Genomic DNA, 19,028 nt, shown 5'->3' on the forward strand with positions numbered 1-19,028 from the left:
TATGAGTTTGAGAACATTTTGGAAACGCTTACATGGGCTCCACAGTTCATCGGAGCAGACACGAAAGAGGTGGGCGTCGCATAGTGCGACGCCCACCTTCTATGGATCTAAGAGCTTAGCTTCCGAAGTTTGCGTAAGTGATATTTTCTTTCTCCACCAGAGTCAAAACATCGTAGGTTGCCACGATCTCATCATGCTGATTGTGCAAGATTGCGTCCCACGCGACCTCGCCATATTCATCGGTGACGCGCGGGGTGATTTTCTTGGCCGTCAGCGTCACGCGAATGGCGTCCCCGGCCGAAACTGGAGTGATGAACCGTAGGTTTTCTAACCCATAATTGGCCAGTACCGGCCCCGGTGTTGGCTCAACGAAGAGGCCCGCGGCCCATGACACCAGAAGATAGCCGTGGGCAACAATCCCTGGGAAGAATGGGTTAGCTTCCGCGGCTTTGGCGTCTGTGTGAGCGTAGAAGGTATCGCCGGTTTTTTGCGCGAATTCACTAATTTCTTCTAAGTGCACAACACGCAGATCCGAGGCGAATCCGTCCCCAACGCGCAGCTCGGCAAGTGACTTACGGAATGGGTGGACATACTGCGCATCACCACCAAACTTTTCACTTCCAGCCAATCGTTGGTCGGCTCCTAAGTGCCATACTCCGCTCAACGCGGTGAGCATATTTGGTGAACCCTGTACGGCGGTGCGCTGCATATGGTGCTTGACCGAACGGATTCCGCCTAGCTCTTCGCCGCCACCGGCACGGCCTGGTCCGCCGTGGACCAGATGCGGTACCGGTGAGCCGTGGCCAGTTGTTGAACGAGCAGTTTCTCGATTCAGGATGTGAACACGTCCGTGATGCGCAGCGATGCCCAAGGTCAGCGCGCGCACCGTCTCAGCGTCGTTACTGCACACGGTTGCTACAAGGGACCCGGCACCCATGACAGCCAGTTCGATTGCTTCGTCCAGGTTCTCGTAGCCGATGACCGAACTGACTGGTCCAAACGCTTCACGCGAGTGCACCAGTGGATTACGTGCATCATTCCAGCGAAGAACAATCGGTGACATGAAAGCACCGGCTTGTGCAACAGCGTCCTTTTCGGGCGCTACGCGCACCGCTGGCGCGTCAAGACGTCCATAGGCCAGCTCGCCGCCGGCAGCCATCATATCTTGCACGGCAGCCCGCACATCGCTCAGCTGCTCCAGTGAAGCCAAAGCTCCCATATTCACGCCCGCTACGCGCGGATCACCAATGACCACGCGCTGGTCAATGCGCTCTCCGATAGCTGCAATCACTGGGTCAACCAAGCGCGAGGGAACGATGTTGCGACGGATGGCGGTGCACTTTTGGCCGGCCTTGCTGGTCATCTCAGTGACGGCTACCTTGACGAAGGCCTCAAATTCGGCGCTTCCCACTTCTGCGTCCGAACCTAGAATGGCCGCGTTCAGGGAATCGGTTTCAGCCGCGAATCGCACTCCCCCGTCGATAACGTTTGGATGGGATTTAAGTTTGTTTGCGGTGGCAGCTGAGCCGGTGAAGGCAAACATGTCACGGTAATCCAGATGATCCATGAGGTCTCGGGCTGAGCCTGAAAGTAGCTGCAAGGATCCTTCTGGCAGGATGCCTGAATCGAGCATCAGTCGTACTGCGGCCTCTGCCAGGTAGCCCGTTGGTGTTGCTGGCTTAACGATGGTTGGAACACCGGCAATAAAGGCGGGGGCAAATTTTTCCAGCATGCCCCAGACCGGGAAGTTGAAGGCATTCACCTGCACCACTACTCCGCTCATGGCGGTGTAGATATGTGTGCCGATAAATGAGCCGTCTTTGCTTAGTGGCTCAGTGGGGCCGTCAAGAATGGCATTGTTGTTGGGTAGTTCGCGACGTCCCTTGGAAGAGAACGTAAAGAGCACACCAATGCCGCCATCAATATCCACCATGGAATCTGTTTTCGTGGCTCCGGTTTTGAACGAGATCTCGTAGAGATCCTTGCGTCGTTCATTCAGATACAGCGCCAGTTCCTTGAGCTTCAACGCCCGCTCGTGCAAGGTGAGCTTGGCAAGTTCTTGGTGCCCGGTGCTTCGGCCATAGACAACGGCGGCGGCAACATCCAATTTGTCACTAGTTACCGAGGCCAGCAACTCTCCGGTATTGGCATCGCGAACCTCAGTTCCTCCCTGAGATTCGGGAGTCCACCATTGTCCCGCGATGAAGCTGGGTACTGCGCTGATCTGTTTTGTCGACATTGACACAATTCCTTCCTGAACGGTCGGTCAGTATTAACTTAAACCCTATCAGGAAGAGCGTGACAGGGGACACCTTAAGCTGCCTCAGATCAATGAGTCATCTGTCGCCAAGATTCGTAAACGCTCCAACAATGCCGGGTCCATACCCTGCTGTTCGAGGTAGGACTGCGCTGAACCAATCCAAGTACAGAATTTTTCCAGTGCTACCGCGCGCTCATTGATGACCTGTCGCAGTTCTTCTTCCTCACGAAAACTCTCGTACGGGTGCTTGCGGGGCGATACCCGGTGCCATTCATTAATGCCTCGCACCGCAAGTTCATCATGCTTCAGAATCTGGTTTCCCTGACCAGCCAAATCAAGCAAGAGCGTCGCAATAAGTCCTGAACGATCACGTCCTGCCGAGCAATGAATGACGGTGGCCCCTTGTGAATCCGCCAAATTTTCAAAGACCTCACGTAGCTGGCTGCCAAATTCTTCGCAGACCAACCGATACATACTGGTGTGATTCATGTAAGGAACCGCGATGGACTCAAAGCGTTGATTGCCCGGGGTTTCCAGTGGCAGGTTCACTAGTTCAATACGAGCAAGACTGGCCTCGGGTACCGCTGGGTCATGTTCTCGCCGATGAATCTCCGCTGGGTTGCGCAGGTCAATTACCTTGGCCACGCCATCGGCATGCATTTGCTGCCAACCTTCAGCGCTCAGCCATTCATGGCGACCCATGCGATAGAAAGTTCCGCAGATATGTCGCGCATTCACCGCCCCTGACCACGCCAGGTCCCCGACCTGCTTGTGATAGTTCACTTCCTGACTCATTTACCCATTGCAACATATTGATTCACTGTTGTAGAGTCTTAGTCATTGACAAGTGTCAATCAGTCTATTGAAGGAGGGGTAACGATGATTGTTTACCGCTATTCCCGGTCAGTTACCTCTTCCTTAAGGACTTCCCCCAATGCATTTCCCTGCTGGAGAACCATCCACCAGCTCACAGCTGATCACGTCAAAATCCGCTGACACTGAGACAGAACTCAAATTCCACAAGCACAAGCCTGTCTGGAATGAATCATTCACCGATGAACCACCAGCCGGCCAACGCTACTCAACGTGGCCATTTGTTGAGAAGGCTCTGAGAGGTCCTCAGCCCTATCCACTGTGGCTCATTGAAGATGCTGGCGCCCTCGATACCGAGTTAGGCATCCTCAAGACAGGCAAAGAAGGCGACGTCTTTTTGCTTGAACGTGCTATCGGCGAGCGCAAGAGCCTGCTGGCGGCCAAACGTTACCGCAGTCGCGACCACCTGCAATTTAGCCGTTCGCAGGCCTATAGTGACGGCCGTTCAGCACGTCGCTCCCGTGATAACCGCGCAATCCGCAATAACTCTGCCTATGGCCGAGACATTGCAGCTTTGCAGTGGTCCAACGCCGAGTGGACCTATCTCTTGCGTTGTTATGAGGCAGGGATCCCGGTGCCCTACCCAGTACAGATCGACGGCACCGAAATCCTGATGGAGTTCATTGCCGACCCAGATGATCCGTTCGCCGCAGCCCCGCGACTTCAACAGCTTGCGCGTTTTGATCCACGGCTACCTGCTTTGTGGGATCAACTCACCGATGCGTTGGAGAAGTTCGCGCGGCTGGGAGTGGCTCACGGTGACTTATCGGCGTACAACCTTCTGGTCTCCGGCGAGCGCTTAGTTGTTATCGATGTCCCGCAATGTGTGGACCTCGCTGGCAATCCGCACGGTATGGACTTCTTACATCGTGACTGCCTGAACCTCTGCGAGTGGTTTGCTTCCAAGGGTCATGTGCATGATCCCGATGAGCTGTTCGCTTCATTATTAGGCCACCTGTTCTAGGCTCCTTAAAACGTTCAGTCCCGCCGGTCAGCTACGACCGACGGGACTGAAAGTGTTGTGACCAATTGCCGATATTTCCTACCAGCTATAGAAGCCTTGGCCGCTCTTGCGCCCCAGCTTTCCTTCAGCCACCAAATCCTTGAGGATCTGCGGTGGCGCAAACCGCTCCCCCAGAGTTTCATGCAGGTACTCGGCAATTCCTAAACGCACATCCAGTCCGACAATATCGGTGGTCTTCAGTGGACCGGTCGGGTGCTTATAGCCAAGCACCATGGCGTTATCGATATCTTCGGCGCTGGCGACACCTTCTTCAACCATGCGCATCGCTTCCAATGCGATAGCTACCCCCAGTCGTGAGGAAGCAAAACCCGGAGCATCATTGACCACCACTGCGGTCTTTCCCAAGGCCTGAACCCAACCACGTGAGGCCTCGATCAAGCTGGTATCGGTTTGTTCACCGATGACTACTTCGATCAATGTGGACGCGGGAACGGGATTAAAGAAGTGCAGTCCGAGGAACTTTTCCGGACGCTCTAATTCTTTGGCCAAGCCGCTCACCGATAGGGAGGACGTATTCGAAGCCAAGACCGCATCGGCAGCTAGTACCTGCTCAACTGCTTGCAAGGAAGAAACCTTGAGGTCCCAGATTTCGGGAACCGCTTCGATCACCAGCTGAGCGTTGGCGAACTGCTGATAGTCAGTGCTGACCGAAAAACGTTGCAGTAGCTCGGTCTTGGATTCGCTGACCACACCGCGCTCGATGGACTTGTCCACGGACTGGGCTACTCGCTCAAAAGCAGCCTGCGCCGAGGCATCATCGCGCTCAACTATGACCACGGTACTTCCGCTAATCAATAGTGCGTGGGCGATACCGGCGCCCATGCGTCCGCCACCGAGCACTCCGCTGCGTTGCGGAAGTTGGCCGGCGGCCAAGGTGTTACTTGCGCTCATGGTTACTTCTTCTTTCGATCAAGGAATTCTTGCATACGATCAAATTTGGCTTGGGATTCAAAAAGCATTCCTTGGGCCAAGGTATCGATGAGCGGGTGGGCTTCACGAGGGCTATGGAATACCGACTTGGTAATGCGCACCGCCAGCGGGTCTTGGGCGGCAATCCGATCAGCCAAAGCTTCAGCGCCGGCATCAAGGTCCGCCGCCTCATGCAGTTCGGTGACCAGACCAGCCTGAAGACATTGCTGGCCGGTAAGCACTTTGCCTGCCAAGAGGATCTCTTTGGCCAGCGGTTCACCCACGAGTTCCTTGAGTCGCCAGGTCGCACCGGCGGCAGCCATGATCCCAAGGTTGGTTTCCGGATTGCCCATTCGAAGTTCGGGGGTGCCGACGCGGAAGTCGGCGGCGTAGGCCAACTCAGCTCCGCCACCTAAAGCAAATCCGTCTAGAGCGGCAATGACTGGCATGGGAAGCTTGGCGATGCGCTCGAAGATGCCGGAGTTAATTCCGGCCAGGGCGTCATCGCGGCGACGTTCACGTAACTGGGAGATGTCCGCACCGGAGGCAAAGATCCCCTTGCTCCCCTTGGGATTTTCCTCGCTGGGCGCTTGGCCCGGTGTACCGGCAAGGATCAAGATCTTCGGGTTCTTTTCCAAGTAGGAACACGCTGTGTGTAGCTCATCAACCATTAACTGATCGATGGCATTGCGCACCTCTGGTCGGTGCAGGCGAACCCAAAGCCGATCTTCACCTTCAGTGACGAGAAGCGTGTCAAAGTTCTGCGTCAGGTTGTCCATGTTTAGACACCTTCCAAGAGGATCGCTGAACCTTGCCCCACGCCAACACACATGGTGGCCACACCAAGTTTGCGTTCAGCACCTGCCAGTTCACGTTCTATTCGGCCCAGCAGGCTAATGACTATGCGCGAACCGCTTGAGCCCAACGGATGGCCCAGAGCAATAGCCCCACCGTCGCGGTTCACGATGTCTGGGTCTACTGACAGTTCTCGGATACTGGCCAAGGACTGGCTAGCAAACGCTTCGTTGATTTCCATGGCTCCGATCTCATCGATCTTTAGCCCTGCACGATCAAGCACCTTGCGGGTAGCCGGCACCGGCCCCATGCCCATGATTTCTGGTTCCAGTCCGACGGCCTGGCCGTCGATAATGCGTGCTCGGGCGTTCAGCCCGTACTTTTTTAGGGCGCGTTCGGAAACGACCAGAATTGCTGAGGCGCCATCGTTGAGCGAGGAAGCATTGCCGGCGGTGACCACGCTGCCGCCCTTTACTACTGGCCGTAGCCCGGCGAGCACCTCAAGAGTTGTCCCTTCACGTGGGCCCTCATCGGTATCAACAACCATTTCACCTTTGCGGTGCTTAACAATTACCGGAACAATCTCGTCACGGAAGTGCCCCGCCTGGATGGCGGCTATGGCTTTGGCGTGGGACTGTACGGCAAACTCGTCGCAGTCCTCGCGGGAGATGCCGTATACGCGGGCCACCTCTTCGGCGGTTTCTGGCATGGAGAAAGTTGCTTTGCCCTCGCGGGATAGCTCACCGGAGAGAAATTGAGGATTGGTAAAACGCCAGCCAATAGAGGTGTCAAAAACGGCTCCGGGCTTGGCAAATGCTTTATCTGGCTTCTCCATTACCCAGGGGGCGCGGGACATGGACTCGACGCCGCCGGCAATCACAATGTCGGCAGCTCCGGACTTGATCATATGGCTGGCCATGGTGATGGCACTCATCCCCGAGGCACACAAGCGATTGACCGTAATGCCCGGAATACTCACCGGCAACCCGGCAAGGAGCGCTGCCATGCGGGCCACGTTGCGATTTTCTTCGCCTGCACCGTTGGCGTTGCCAAGAATCACTTCATCAACCGCTGCTGGGTCAATGCCTGAGGCTTTGATGAGCTGAGAAATAGTGATGGCTGCCAAGTCATCTGGGCGTACCGGACTCAGCGCGCCACCGTAACGCCCCACAGGAGTACGGGTTCCGCCCACCAAATATGCCTCAGCCATGAATACTCCTTTGTACTCCGGGCCAGCCCCACTTATTGAACCTCAGGGGTCAGGGTCCGGAAAGATGTTTTTCGCGGTGGCGCAAACCACCGCATAAACTTACCGACCATTCGTTCACTAATAGAATCACAGAAAGGTTCACTCGCCGTCAAGAACGTGAACCTATTTGGCAAATTTCACAGAGCGTCTAAACAAACAAATACATGTCAAACATTGAATCTCGAATTCTCCTGACGTAGCCTGTGGAGATTGACCGACTCTGGGCACCTGCCCAGATCGTGGACCGTCACCCAGGGTCAATATAACGAGGTATCCCCTGGGCGTCCGGTCGACGGAAAGCTGAAGAGCAACGGAGCAGTTATGCCACCGGATGACAGCCAACCCAACCACGCAACACCTGCCGATTCTTTTTCTCCCGATTTGTCTCATGACATCGGCCCTGACATCAATACCACCGCCGGACGCCAAGAAATTCGCAAAGCTACCGCCGCCAGCGCCATGGGTAACATGACCGAGTGGTTCGACTACGGTGTATATGCGGTAGCCGTCACCTATATCACCGCACACTTCTTCCCTTCCGAGGGCGGCACACTCATGGCTTTGGCCACCTTTGCGCTCTCCTTCCTGGTTCGCCCACTGGGCGGACTGGTTTGGGGTCCACTCGGGGACAAACTGGGACGCAAAAAGATCCTCGCTTTGACCATCATTATGATGTCTCTTGCGACATTCTTGATTGGTGTACTTCCAACCTTTGAAACCATCGGTGTCTTTGCACCGATCTTGCTTGTCTTGCTTCGCATGGTCCAAGGCTTCTCAACGGGCGGTGAATACGGTGGCGCAGCAACCTTCATGGCCGAATATGCCCCGGACCGCAAACGTGGCTTCTTTGGATCATTCCTTGAGTTCGGCACACTGGGCGGGTTCGCCTTAGGCACTGGAATCATGCTTCTGCTGCAGATCACCCTGGGCGAAGAATCCATGATGGCTTATGGCTGGCGCATCCCGTTCTTCCTCGCATTACCGATGGGCCTGATCGGTTTGTACTTGCGAAGCAAGTTGGAAGACACCCCAGTCTTCCAGGAGATGCAAGAAGCCGAAGAAACCCAGCAGAAGAGCACACTCAAAGAATTAGTGATGACCTATTGGAAGCCAATGCTCACCATGAGCGGGCTGGTCATAGCACTGAACGTCGTGAATTACACCTTGCTCAGCTACATGCCGACCTATCTGGAAACTCAGTTAGGTCTGGATTCCAAGGCTTCATTGGCCACTATCTTGATCGGTGAGGTGGCCATGATGGCAGTCATCCCCTTTGCTGGATCACTCTCTGACAGGGTGGGCCGCCGACCCATGTGGTACACGTCGGTCATTGGATTATTTGTTCTGGCTGTACCAATGTTCTGGCTCATGGGACAAAGCTTTGGCTGGGCCATCGTTGGCTTTGCGGTACTCGGACTGTTGTACATTCCGCAGTTGGCAACGATTACTGCCACGTTCCCGGCCATGTTCCCCTCACATGTTCGCTTCGCCGGGTTTGCGGTCACCTACAACATTGCTACCGCACTCTTTGGCGGAACCGCGGCCATCGTTAATGAGGCTGCCATTGATGCCACAGGCTTCCTACTTTTCCCTGCGGTCTACATGATGATCGCCTGCGTCATTGGCATGATCGCCATCAAGTACATGCCGGAAACCGCGGGCGCCTCCCTACGAGGCACCGAGATCCCTGATGCCCACGACACCGGGATTCTAGTGACGGTGAAGAAGGACCAGTGAAGAAGAACTAACGCTAGACGCCTAACGTCAACCAACCGTGCGGGGCTTGGGTTTCAGTCAATTTTTGGCTAATTCCCAAGCCCCTTCGCTGTGGCACCGAGATTCACTGCGTTCAAAACCATCGGTTTGTGCGCCACAGTCCGCGCAAACAGGTTCAAGGTACTAGCATTTAGAGGGTGAATAGCCAGAACAGCTCAGCCCTGCCCGAAAAGGTTTCCGACGTCTTTGATCCAATGCGCTGGCGCGTGGTTGAAGGATTCGACTTCACCGACGTCACCTACCACCGTCAGGTAGAGCGCAATACCTACGGCGAAATCACTCGCGACCTACCAACGGTCCGTATCGCCTTTGACCGTCCCGAGGTGCGCAATGCTTTCCGCCCGCACACCGTTGATGAGCTTTACCGCGCTATGGATCACGCCCGTATGACCAGTGATGTGGCCACCGTCATCCTCACCGGCAACGGACCATCAGCCAAAGATGGCGGGCACGCCTTCTGCTCCGGTGGCGACCAGCGCATCCGTGGCCGTGATGGCTACCGCTACGCCGAGGGTGAGACCCGCGAGTCAATCGACCCTGCCCGCGCCGGACGCCTGCACATTCTTGAAGTACAGCGCCTGATGCGCACCATGCCCAAGGTTGTCCTGTGCGTGGTCAACGGTTGGGCCGCGGGTGGCGGACACTCACTGCACGTAGTTTCTGACTTGACCATCGCCTCCAAAGAAAACGGCAAGTTTAAGCAGACCGACGCCACCGTCGGTTCCTTTGATGCTGGCTATGGCTCGGCGCTGCTGGCCCGCCAGGTAGGTCAGAAGACTGCCCGCGAGATTTTCTTCCTTGCCCGCGAATACTCCGCCGATGACATGGTACGCATGGGTGCGGTTAATGAATCAGTTGATCATGAGCGTCTGGAAGAAGTTGCATTGGAATACGCAGCGGACATCGCCAAGCAATCCCCGCAAGCCATCCGCATGCTCAAGTTTGCGTTCAACTTGGCTGATGACGGACTGGCCGGTCAGCAGGTCTTTGCCGGCGAAGCTACCCGCATGGCCTACATGACCGACGAAGCCGTAGAGGGACGCGACGCGTTCTTGGGCAAGCGGGACCCTGACTGGTCCAACTACCCGTACTACTTCTAATCACTGGCACCGGCACAAGGAACCACTATGGACGCACAGCTTCAGGAACTGCTCTCGGCACTGGCCAACGCCGCTAACGACGATGGCCCGGCTGTTGAAGTCATCATCGACGAAAGCAGCGACTCAGGCTGGCGCATCGAATACCTCACCGAGCAGGATCTGCCCGGCTTTGAACAACCCATGGCGGTGGTGCGCACCTCCGGTTCTACCGGTCGGGCCAAGCGCACGGTGCTCAGTGTTGAGGCGTTGGCATCAAGTGCGCAGGCCACTGCTGAGTACCTAGGATTTGAGGGCCAGTGGTTGTTGGCTTTGCCGGTGCATTATGTGGCCGGGCTCAGCGTGCTGACTCGCTCCTTGTTCGCCGGAACCAAACCTGTGGTCATGGATTTGTCGGGTAGTTTTTCAGCTTCCTCGTTCACTCAGGCTGCACAGCAGATGGTTGAAAAGCGACGCCTCACCTCGCTGGTACCAACCCAGCTAGCTCGCCTGCTTGATGACACTGATCCGGCTACCCTGACCGCGCTCAAACGCTTTGACGCCATCTTGCTCGGCGGAGCCCGCGCCAGCAAGGACTTGCTCGTCAACGCTCGACACCACGGACTGAAGATCTTCCAAACCTATGGGTCTTCAGAGACCTCGGGTGGATTGGTGTACAACGGCAGCGCACTGCCCGGCGTGCAGCTGGCCGAACACGATTCTCGCATCTGGGTTTCTGGCCCCATGCTGGCCGATGGCTACGTGGATTCCCCAGAGGCCACCGCAGAGCACTTTGTAGAACACGATGGACACCGCTGGTACGTTACCGATGATTTGGGCTCTGTTCAGGGCCAGCGACTAAGCATCGTTGGGCGCGTGGATGACGTGATCAACTCTGGTGGCATCAAGCTCTCAGCTTCCAAGATCGAGGGCATCCTGGAAGAATTCTTCACCCAAACCTTGGTCGTTTCGGTGCCTGATCCGCAGTGGGGTCAAAGCGTTGGCTTAGCTTTCAGCGGACCCACCAAAACCGAGGCAGCCTTCGACGCGGTGCGCCGAACCTTGGGCAAAGAAGCCGTGCCAAAGTATGTTCGGCACTACCCTAACGGGTTGCCGCAACTGCCCAACGGCAAGTTCGACCGCAAGCTGATCATTGATGAACTCGGTGCGCGCAACTAGCTCGATTCGCCTTGCCCGCCCATTCGCGGGAAACTAGAGGGTACGAGTTTTTCTTTTGCCCCGAAAGGACTGAAAGTGGCCACACTTTCCCAATGGGTCTCCGGTGCACGTTTGCGCACCTTGCCTATCGTCATCGCCCCGGTAGTTATTGGCACCGCGGCCGCAGTGGGCGAAACAGGCACCCTTCACTGGGTCCGTTTTGTTCTGGCGTTGATAGTCGGTTTGCTGTTGCAGGTTGGCGTTAACTACTCCAACGACTACTCCGATGGAATCCGCGGCACTGACGATGATCGTGTCGGCCCATTCCGTCTTACGGGCTCCAAACTCACTGCCCCGAAGAACGTACGCAACCTCGCCTTCGCCTGCTTTGGCCTGGCAGCTATTGCGGGCCTGACCCTGGTGGTCGTCTCCGCATCATGGCCGTTGTTGCTAGTTGGCGTGGCAGCCATTTTTGCTGCGTGGGGCTACACCGGTGGCAAAAATCCTTATGGCTACCGCGGCCTTGGTGATATCTACGTCTTCATCTTCTTTGGATTAGTAGCGACCCTGGGTACGACCTTCACTCAGATCAATGAACTGCCACTGACCTCCATATTGGGTGCGATTGGTACCGGTTTGATTGGCTGCGCGCTACTCATGGCCAACAACGTTCGGGACATCCCCACCGATAAAGAGGTTGGGAAAATTACCTTGGCTGTGCGCCTCGGCGAACACAATGCCCGTCTGAGCTACGTGTTGATGATTGCCGTAGCGATCTTGTTGCCACTGCTAGCTACCGGAACTTTCCCTTGGCTGTGGTTGCTACTGCTTACTTTCATCCCAGCTATCGCACCATCGTTGCTGATGCTGCGTGAACACGAGCTTCCCAAGCTGGTTAAGGTTCTCAAGCAGACCGGCATGCTGAACATGGTCTATGCCTTGCTCTTTGCGCTGGCCATTATCTTGCAGACTTGGTTCTAGCCCACCGGGTATTTAGCGCTTAATCACCAAAGCCTTGGCTCATCACTGCCCTCGCGGGAAATGATGAGCCAAGACTTTTTTCTGCTCAAAAGGTCACTGGAGTTAAGAACTCAGTTACCGAGCACGCAAATTATGTTGACGTTTATTCTGCAGTTCGGTGATTGCGTCGCTGATCTTCATCAAATTCATCTTCGACAGCTTCATCGTCCAGCTGCTTCTGCGTCTTACTTGCCGAGGTTTTAGCAAAAGCTTTACGCACGTCCTCGTTCGCTTTTAGACGAAGTTTATTAAAGAACAAGTAGGCTACCGCGAACGCGAAGATCAGCCCGATGATTCCGGAAACGAAGATAGGCCAGTTCAGACCCCACGAAAGACCAAGGAACACTGCGCAGAAGATGCCCAGGCGAAGAGCTGTATATTTCAGAAACTGCATAACTTCAAGTTTACCGATGAACCTGTGAACTCGATTATCACTAGAATGATTACATGGTCCGTCTCCTTATATTCGCAGCAGTAGTTTCGGTCGCTTTGATGATCTACACCTTGATCGAATGCAGCCGTGCGCCGAGGCATCTGATACGTTCCTTGCCGAAGCCCGCATGGTTCGTAGTGATCATCCTCTTACCGCTGATCGGTGCCGTATTGTGGTTCGTTCTTGGACGACCTCAAAGCTCGGCAAACCAACCAGCAGGGCAACAAACTGCCCCCGATGATGATGAGGACTTTTTGCGTCAGCTAGAAGTCTGGCGCCGACAGCAACAACGCGAAGCAGATACTAAGGCTCGTGAGCAAGAACTCAAAGATCAGGGCAAGATTCAAAAGAATACTAATCCTGAACCACCGGCTAAATCAGAAGACACCGACACTGATTCACCGGACACCAAGTCCTAGAAGCCAGTAGCGGCCTACTCACGGCCCGTAGAACACAAGCCCCGACATTTCCGTTACCGCGCCCTCGCGTGGCGCTCACGGAGGCCGGGGCTTTGTTGTACCTGTTGCTCGGCTGGCGTGGTCTGAGATGAGTAGCGTGGATCAGTTGGGTAGCTCAGATCAGTTGGGAACAAGGTGCCGAGCCCAGCGCCCTTCAAGGCCCAGAATGATCCGCCAACGACAAACGGCGAGCAATACCCCTGATGGGTGTCGCTCGCCGTTTGTGTATTGCTGCGGGGTCTAGACGCCCGCGTAGGAGTGTAGTCCGTTGAAGAAGATGTTCACGATGGTGAAGTTGAAGACCACGCAGAGGAAGCCGATAATCGACAGCCATGCTGAACGTGGGCCGGTCCAGCCACCGGTAGCGCGGGCGTGCAGGTAGCCTGCGTAGACAACCCAGATCACGAAGGACCAGACTTCCTTTGGATCCCAGCCCCAGTAGCGTCCCCACGCTGCTTCGGCCCAGATGGCGCCAGCCATCACGGTGAAGGTCCACATGACAAACGCGATGGTGTTGATGCGGTAGGCGAAGTTCTCCAGTGCACCTGCGCCAGGTACTACGCGCATGAATGGCAACTTGTCGCTAAGACCTGAAGCCAAACGGTTCATGCGCGAGTGCTGCAGCAACTGCAAAACGTTCATGGCGAAGCTAATGGCAAACAGTGAAGAGGAAAGCACTGCAATGGAAACGTGGATGACGATCCATGGCGACTGTAACGCTGGCACCAGGTGACCTACTGGAGTAGGGAAACCGATGGTAGCTGCACACAGCATCAAGGTGACCAGACCAGAGATGAACGAACCCATGAAGCGCAGGTCCTTGATGATCAGAATGATCAGGTACACCAAGGCAACAAGGAATGCACCGGTGGTGAGGAACTCGTACATGTTGCCCCATGGCACACGGTGAGCAGCCAGAGCACGGGAAACCACAGCGAAACCGTGAAGCGCAGCGGCAAGCCACATCAGCACTACGGCGATGCGCGCCATGGGGCGCTTCGCCGAGAAGCTGGTGTAGGTCATCTTGTCCGAGACGATCTCTTCACTGATGTGATCTGCTCGGCTATTTTCGCCGCGGCGTTTGCGATTGCTTCCAGCAACAACGTTGCCAGCACCAACGAGCAGTTCTTCGTCACGCTTGAGCGCAGCAGAGTCCATCTCGGTAATGGACTTGTTTGTCTTGGCCAAATCAAGAGCAAAGATGATGAAGACTACGCCATAGACCATGGCTGCCAGCAGCATGAACAACTGGCTGTATTCACCCAGCGATTCATTAATTGGTGATAATGCCCCAGCGTTACCCATTTACTGCTCCTTGGTTCTGCTCCTGGCTTGCCAATGGCCAAGCCTTGTCAAAGATTTTTTGTAGTTCTGAAGCTTCGCGTTCCAGTCGTGGGTCTTCGCCACGGGCCAACAGCGCATATTCGATACTACGCTTGCCATCAACCTGCACCAGTTTGATCCAGACACGACGACGCGGAGTAAACAGCGAGACGCCAAGTCCGATGAGAGCCAGAGCCGCAAAGATACCAATTGGCAGCTTGCCCGGGTCGTAGTTCACATCCAAGGCTACGTAGCGCTTGAGGTCATCAAAGGTGATGCTTCCCTTGCCATCTGGAAGATCGTAGGTCTGGCCAGCTTCAAGACGAATACCACCGGCGTCGAGGTCGCGACTGTTCAGTGCCTTCATCTTCGCGGTATCCAGCACAAAGACGTTCTGCGGATTGCCATTGTCTAGGCCTAGATCACCGTAGAAGGAGTTCAGGTGCAGCTGCGGGTTGATCGCGTTAGGATCTCCCGAGATACCAAATCCCTTTTCATCTACCAGCGCGGTAGGAAGTAGGAATCCCTGGAAGCCCAGCTGATCGGGCTTAGCGTCAGGCACCTTCAGCACGAAGATTGAAGTGTAAACGGAGTCCTGCGGAACCGAAGCTACCGGACCCGAGTAAGAAACGTTGCCTTTACCATCACGCACGGTGATGACCGGTGCATAGCCGTTGCCCACCAAGTAAACATCCGCGCCATTAATACGTAGCGGATGGTTCACTTTCAGGTCTTGTTTTACCGGTTCTGACTGCGCAGTCTTACGGACCTGCACGTGCGCGGTGAAGTCCAGCGGCTGTCCAAAATGTGCCTCTGATTCACGGTCAAAGACGATGTCGAATTTATCGAGTTTCACCGAGTAACCAGGAAGTTTGTCAGCATTAAACGCGGTTCCCGGAGTGAACGAGTCGTAGGCAACCAGCGAGTTAACGAAGGTCTCCCCCTCAACAACCACACGCTGTCCGGTGTAGCCGAAGGCCCCACCCACGGCGGCGGCAACCAGCACACCAATCAACGAGATGTGGAACATCAGGTTGCCGATTTCACGAACGTAACCACGTTCTGCTGCTACCGAACGTCCCGTCGCATCCTCGCGGCGTTCTACTCGATAACCACGCTTTTTCAGGATCTTGTAGGAGTCCTCAATGATTTGGTCATCATCGGGGGTATCCGACTCACCTTCGAGAATCTCGTAGGAAGTATATTGCGGCAAACGGTTCAGGCGAGCCGGAGTGCGTGGTGGTGGAGTACGCAGTGCTTGCGCGTGCTTACGCACACGCGGAATGATGCAGCCAACCAAGGAGATGAACAGCAGAATGTAGATCGCTGAGAACCAGACCGAGGAATAGACGTTGAACATCTGGAAGCGATCAAGCCATGGACCGGCCACCGGGTGCTGGTCAATGTAGCCTACGACGTTTTCTGGCCCCGAGGGACGCTGCGGGAAAATCGATCCCGGTACAGCAGCAACAGCCAATAGCAACAGCAAGAACAACGCTGTTGGCATGGATGTAAGTTGAGTCCAGATCCACCGCAGGGTACCGACAAACCCTAATGCGGGTGCGTCTTGGGTGCCTTTGGACTTCCGTTGTTTTTTCGCCATTAAATTGGCAACCTCACTTCATTGGCAAACCAGTTTTGCAGTTCTGACACCCAAGTGCCCCATAGGCCAGTCACCATGACTACGCCGAGGGCCATGAGCATTGCGCCGCCAAAACGCATGATGAATACCTGATGTTTGCGGAAGAACGCTAATGCCTGCATTCCGCGCTGTAGTCCAAGGGCTATCAGGATGAACGGCAACCCTAGTCCTAGGCAGTAGAACGCCGTGAGCAATGTGCCTCGTGCGACGTTGGCTCCGCCACCGGTAGACATTATTAGTACCGCGCTCAAGGTTGGGCCGATGCACGGTGCCCAGCCTAGACCAAAGGTCAGGCCCAGGACCGGAGCACCCCATAGCCCGGCTGGTGGTTTTTTATGGATCTTACGGTCACGCTGCATCCATGAGAATCCGCCCATGAAGACGATGCCCATAAAAATTACGACAATGCCCAGAATCTGGGTGACCCAAGATCCATTAAACTTTAACCAGGCGGTCGCCTGGCTGAACAGCACGCCAGCTGCGATGAAAACTACGGAGAATCCAAGAACAAACAGCAAGATTCCAAGGACTACCCGGCCTCGTCGGTGTTCTTTGAGATCCGCTCCGGTCAGACCGGTGACGTAGCCAAGAAATCCGGGAACCAGTGGCAGAACGCAGGGAGAAAGAAATGATACTAATCCCGCCAACACCGCTACCGGCGACGCGAGTAATAACGACCCGTCTAGGACGATGTCGGCAAATGGATTTGAGGTCAACGCCTAGCTCACAACTCTTCGGTCAAAGCAGTATCGATCAGCGACTTCAAAGTGCCCGGATCCGCTGCACCAATAACGCGGGCGCGCACTCGTCCCTTGCGGTCTAGGACCAGGGTGGAAGGAACGGCTTGCAAAGGCACGTACTTGGTCATAGCTAGCTGAATATCGCCAGAGGTGTCTTGGATTGATTCATAAGGAAGGTCAAAGGTGCGTTCAAACGCCTTGGCTGCCTCCGCTTCATCACGCACGTTGACGCCAATGAACTCCACCTTGTCACCAAACTTGTTGGCCAACTTCTTCAAATCTGGAGCTTCGATACGGCATGGCGCACAGGCGGCGTACCAGAAGTTCATCACTACTGGCTTGCCTTCCCACTTGCTGAAGTCAACGTCGGTGCCGTGGTACGTGGTCGCGGTGATCTCTACTGGTTCACTGCGCTTGGATGCTACGTATTCCTGCACAGCTCCGTCGCCAGCAATGTAGTTTTTCCCATCGCCGTTGTTTGCTTGCGCAGTCAACGTATCTTCCTTGGCGCCACAGGCAGCCAAAGGAACGATCGCGGCGGTAAGCATCAACGAACGCAGCATGGTGCGTCGGCTCAGATTGCGCGGGGTTGGCACAGGATCAGTCATTTGCTTAGGCTCCAGGAATATTCGCTGCGCCGGCCAGTAGCTCGGGGTTTGGTTCGGTGTATCGCACGGAGACTAATTCGTCCCCTTCAAAGTCGAAGCTCGTGACCGAGGCCAGCGTGCATTCGCGCTGACGCGGGTCGTGCCACAACGGCTTCTTCTCGGCTGCTCGGCGAGTGACCCAGATAGGAAGCTGGTGACTAACAATGATCACTTCGGCGCCTTCGCCGTGTTCGGCGACAGCAGCGCGACGATGCGCATCCATGGCTTCACGCATGCGCTGAACCTGCTGCGCATAAGGTTCGCCCCATGATGGCTTGAGTGGGTTGACCAACAATGGCCAGAACTTCGGCTGACGAAGGTGCTCGGCGACCTTGGACAGGCCTTGAAGTTTGTTACCGGCTTCGATGACACGGTCATCAGTGCGAATCGGCAGGTTCAGGGCGTGGCTGGTGGGAGCAACGGTTTGCTGGGCACGGATCAATGGCGAAGCAACCAAGCGAACCACCTTGGCTCCCTCGGCCTGACGCTGAGCGAAAAATTCGCCGGCCGCATCAGCCATTTTGAATCCCAGCTCGGAGAGCCCGTAGCCGGGGATCCGTCCGTAAAGAATACGGTCAGGGTTGAAAACTTCCCCGTGGCGCAACAAATGGACGGTCGATAAAGGCATACTTCCAGTGTCTCAAATGTTCAGTGCAAAATAGTCATATTGTGTCCACCATCAACTATTCACAGCCCATGCATGGGATTCCCATATAGAAAAACCATCCTTTTGGATGGGGTAGCTCACAGCGCCGAGTACTAGTCTTGAACACAACAACAAGTTGACCCCTAAAGGATGATGGATCATGAGTAATTACGACCCGAATCAACCCGGCCAGCCCTACAATCCTGAGTCCGGCGCTCAAGGTTCAAATCCGAACCCTTACGGTGAAAACCCGTATGCACAGCAGCCTTCCCCGTACGGTCAAAACCCATACGGTCAGAACCCGCAAGCCGGGCAAGATCCTTACGCACAAGCTCCGATGACTGCTGGCTACAACCAGTTCCCTACCCAGGGTGGCTACGCCGCAGTTCAGCCTCCAGCAACCCGACCAAAGACCTTGCAGATTGCTTTTATCTTGATTCTGCTTTCGGGTGTTGTCGGTGCGATTGCTAGCTGGATGATCTCCACCTCAAATCTGTTCACCAACATGGTTGCTTCCCAGTGGGCAGCGGTGGAGACAGAACTAAAAACGCAGATGGAAAGTTCGCCTGAAATGGCTAACGACCCAACCCTGCAGCAGATGATGAACAGCCCCGAAGCGTTCATGGCACAGGCCAGCTCGGTAGTGGCCGGCATCAGCATTGTTGGTGCCATCATCTCGGTACTTCTGTACTTCTTGGTGGGCTTCTTTGTAGGCCGTGGTGTGGGCGCGATGCGCATCATCGCTACCATCTTGGCTGTACTGTCACTGTTCGGCATGTTCTCAACCGTGTCCGCCATCAGCATGTACGGCGACTCCCAGGCCGGTGTCCTGAGCGCGGTCTACATCATTGGTGTATTGCTTGGCATTGCTGGTGTGGTCTTTGCTTGGCTTCGTCCATCATCCGAATACATTGCAGCCCGTCGCATGGCTCGTCGCGCCGGTTACCGGTAAACAGCTGTAGCGCCCTGACTTCAGGGCAAATAGCTAAGGCGTTGCCT

Annotated in this window: 18 protein-coding genes; 7 read left to right on the forward strand and 11 right to left on the reverse strand. The window is 55.4% G+C overall.

Annotated features, from left to right (window positions below; all coding sequences use genetic code 11):
• Window positions 1–115: 115 nt before the first annotated feature.
• Window positions 116–2,239: a phenylacetic acid degradation bifunctional protein PaaZ gene (gene paaZ, locus AC1Z3F_RS09485; RefSeq protein ID WP_483565608.1), complete on the reverse strand. Its 2,124-nt coding sequence runs from the start codon at window positions 2,237–2,239 to the stop codon at window positions 116–118.
• Between the two features lie 84 nt (window positions 2,240–2,323).
• Complete coding sequence (locus AC1Z3F_RS09490) at window positions 2,324–3,055, reverse strand: tyrosine-protein phosphatase (RefSeq protein ID WP_483565609.1); 732 nt, start codon at window positions 3,053–3,055, stop codon at window positions 2,324–2,326.
• Window positions 3,056–3,194: 139 nt separating this feature from the next.
• On the opposite strand from AC1Z3F_RS09490, the gene AC1Z3F_RS09495 reads away from it, so the two are divergent.
• Entirely contained in the window at window positions 3,195–4,097 is a 903-nt protein-coding gene (locus AC1Z3F_RS09495) for a serine protein kinase RIO (RefSeq protein ID WP_131088872.1), read from the forward strand.
• 78 nt (window positions 4,098–4,175) lie between these two features.
• Here the strand turns inward: AC1Z3F_RS09495 and AC1Z3F_RS09500 are convergent, their stop codons facing one another.
• Genes AC1Z3F_RS09500 through AC1Z3F_RS09510 form a run of 3 tightly spaced genes read right to left on the reverse strand, consistent with a single transcriptional unit; the run spans window position 4,176 to window position 7,071 of the window.
• Window positions 4,176–5,048, reverse strand: coding sequence for a 3-hydroxyacyl-CoA dehydrogenase family protein (locus tag AC1Z3F_RS09500; protein ID WP_483565610.1), 873 nt, complete (start codon window positions 5,046–5,048; stop codon window positions 4,176–4,178).
• A gap of 2 nt (window positions 5,049–5,050) precedes the next feature.
• The gene (locus tag AC1Z3F_RS09505; RefSeq protein WP_483565611.1) at window positions 5,051–5,845 is read right to left on the reverse strand and encodes an enoyl-CoA hydratase/isomerase family protein; all 795 of its coding nucleotides are present in this window, start codon (window positions 5,843–5,845) and stop codon (window positions 5,051–5,053) included.
• 2 nt (window positions 5,846–5,847) lie between these two features.
• On the reverse strand, window positions 5,848–7,071 hold the full coding sequence (locus AC1Z3F_RS09510; RefSeq protein WP_131088875.1) for a thiolase family protein: 1,224 nt from the start codon (window positions 7,069–7,071) through the stop codon (window positions 5,848–5,850).
• A gap of 360 nt (window positions 7,072–7,431) precedes the next feature.
• Between AC1Z3F_RS09510 and AC1Z3F_RS09515 the strand changes: the two genes are divergently transcribed.
• The 4 genes from AC1Z3F_RS09515 to AC1Z3F_RS09530 all read left to right on the forward strand — a co-directional run bounded on the left by AC1Z3F_RS09515 (window position 7,432) and on the right by AC1Z3F_RS09530 (window position 12,101).
• Window positions 7,432–8,847, forward strand: coding sequence for an MFS transporter (locus tag AC1Z3F_RS09515; protein WP_483566951.1), 1,416 nt, complete (start codon window positions 7,432–7,434; stop codon window positions 8,845–8,847).
• Between the two features lie 176 nt (window positions 8,848–9,023).
• The gene (locus AC1Z3F_RS09520; protein WP_131088876.1) at window positions 9,024–9,986 is read left to right on the forward strand and encodes a 1,4-dihydroxy-2-naphthoyl-CoA synthase; all 963 of its coding nucleotides are present in this window, start codon (window positions 9,024–9,026) and stop codon (window positions 9,984–9,986) included.
• 27 nt (window positions 9,987–10,013) lie between these two features.
• Window positions 10,014–11,141 (forward strand): AMP-binding protein, encoded by a 1,128-nt coding sequence (locus AC1Z3F_RS09525; protein ID WP_483565612.1) that lies wholly within the window; start codon window positions 10,014–10,016, stop codon window positions 11,139–11,141.
• Window positions 11,142–11,216: 75 nt separating this feature from the next.
• Window positions 11,217–12,101 (forward strand): 1,4-dihydroxy-2-naphthoate polyprenyltransferase, encoded by an 885-nt coding sequence (locus AC1Z3F_RS09530; protein WP_262199554.1) that lies wholly within the window; start codon window positions 11,217–11,219, stop codon window positions 12,099–12,101.
• A 142-nt stretch (window positions 12,102–12,243) separates the two neighbouring features.
• On the opposite strand, the gene AC1Z3F_RS09535 is transcribed toward AC1Z3F_RS09530, so the two are convergent.
• The gene (locus AC1Z3F_RS09535; protein ID WP_131088879.1) at window positions 12,244–12,534 is read right to left on the reverse strand and encodes a DUF4229 domain-containing protein; all 291 of its coding nucleotides are present in this window, start codon (window positions 12,532–12,534) and stop codon (window positions 12,244–12,246) included.
• 53 nt (window positions 12,535–12,587) lie between these two features.
• On the opposite strand from AC1Z3F_RS09535, the gene AC1Z3F_RS09540 reads away from it, so the two are divergent.
• Window positions 12,588–12,992: a PLD nuclease N-terminal domain-containing protein gene (locus AC1Z3F_RS09540; protein WP_131088880.1), complete on the forward strand. Its 405-nt coding sequence runs from the start codon at window positions 12,588–12,590 to the stop codon at window positions 12,990–12,992.
• Window positions 12,993–13,271: 279 nt separating this feature from the next.
• Here the strand turns inward: AC1Z3F_RS09540 and ccsB are convergent, their stop codons facing one another.
• From ccsB to AC1Z3F_RS09565, 5 genes are all read right to left on the reverse strand, one after another.
• Complete coding sequence (gene ccsB / locus AC1Z3F_RS09545) at window positions 13,272–14,336, reverse strand: c-type cytochrome biogenesis protein CcsB (RefSeq protein ID WP_131088881.1); 1,065 nt, start codon at window positions 14,334–14,336, stop codon at window positions 13,272–13,274.
• Window positions 14,329–15,861, reverse strand: a complete 1,533-nt coding sequence (gene resB / locus AC1Z3F_RS09550; RefSeq protein WP_242632474.1) for a cytochrome c biogenesis protein ResB — start codon at window positions 15,859–15,861, stop codon at window positions 14,329–14,331. Before resB ends, ccsB begins: the two co-directional genes overlap by 8 nt.
• Before the next feature lie 95 nt (window positions 15,862–15,956).
• Window positions 15,957–16,712 carry a cytochrome c biogenesis CcdA family protein gene (locus AC1Z3F_RS09555; RefSeq protein WP_131088883.1) on the reverse strand — a complete coding sequence of 252 codons (756 nt, stop codon included), beginning with the start codon at window positions 16,710–16,712 and terminating at the stop codon, window positions 15,957–15,959.
• Between the two features lie 8 nt (window positions 16,713–16,720).
• Complete coding sequence (locus AC1Z3F_RS09560; protein ID WP_207306468.1) at window positions 16,721–17,344, reverse strand: TlpA family protein disulfide reductase; 624 nt, start codon at window positions 17,342–17,344, stop codon at window positions 16,721–16,723.
• A 4-nt stretch (window positions 17,345–17,348) separates the two neighbouring features.
• Window positions 17,349–18,011, reverse strand: coding sequence for a histidine phosphatase family protein (locus tag AC1Z3F_RS09565; protein WP_262199553.1), 663 nt, complete (start codon window positions 18,009–18,011; stop codon window positions 17,349–17,351).
• A 178-nt stretch (window positions 18,012–18,189) separates the two neighbouring features.
• Between AC1Z3F_RS09565 and AC1Z3F_RS09570 the strand changes: the two genes are divergently transcribed.
• Complete coding sequence (locus AC1Z3F_RS09570; protein WP_262199552.1) at window positions 18,190–18,981, forward strand: hypothetical protein; 792 nt, start codon at window positions 18,190–18,192, stop codon at window positions 18,979–18,981.
• Window positions 18,982–19,028: the final 47 nt, after the last annotated feature.

It is taken from the genome of Glutamicibacter sp. MOO4 (genome assembly GCF_056934395.1).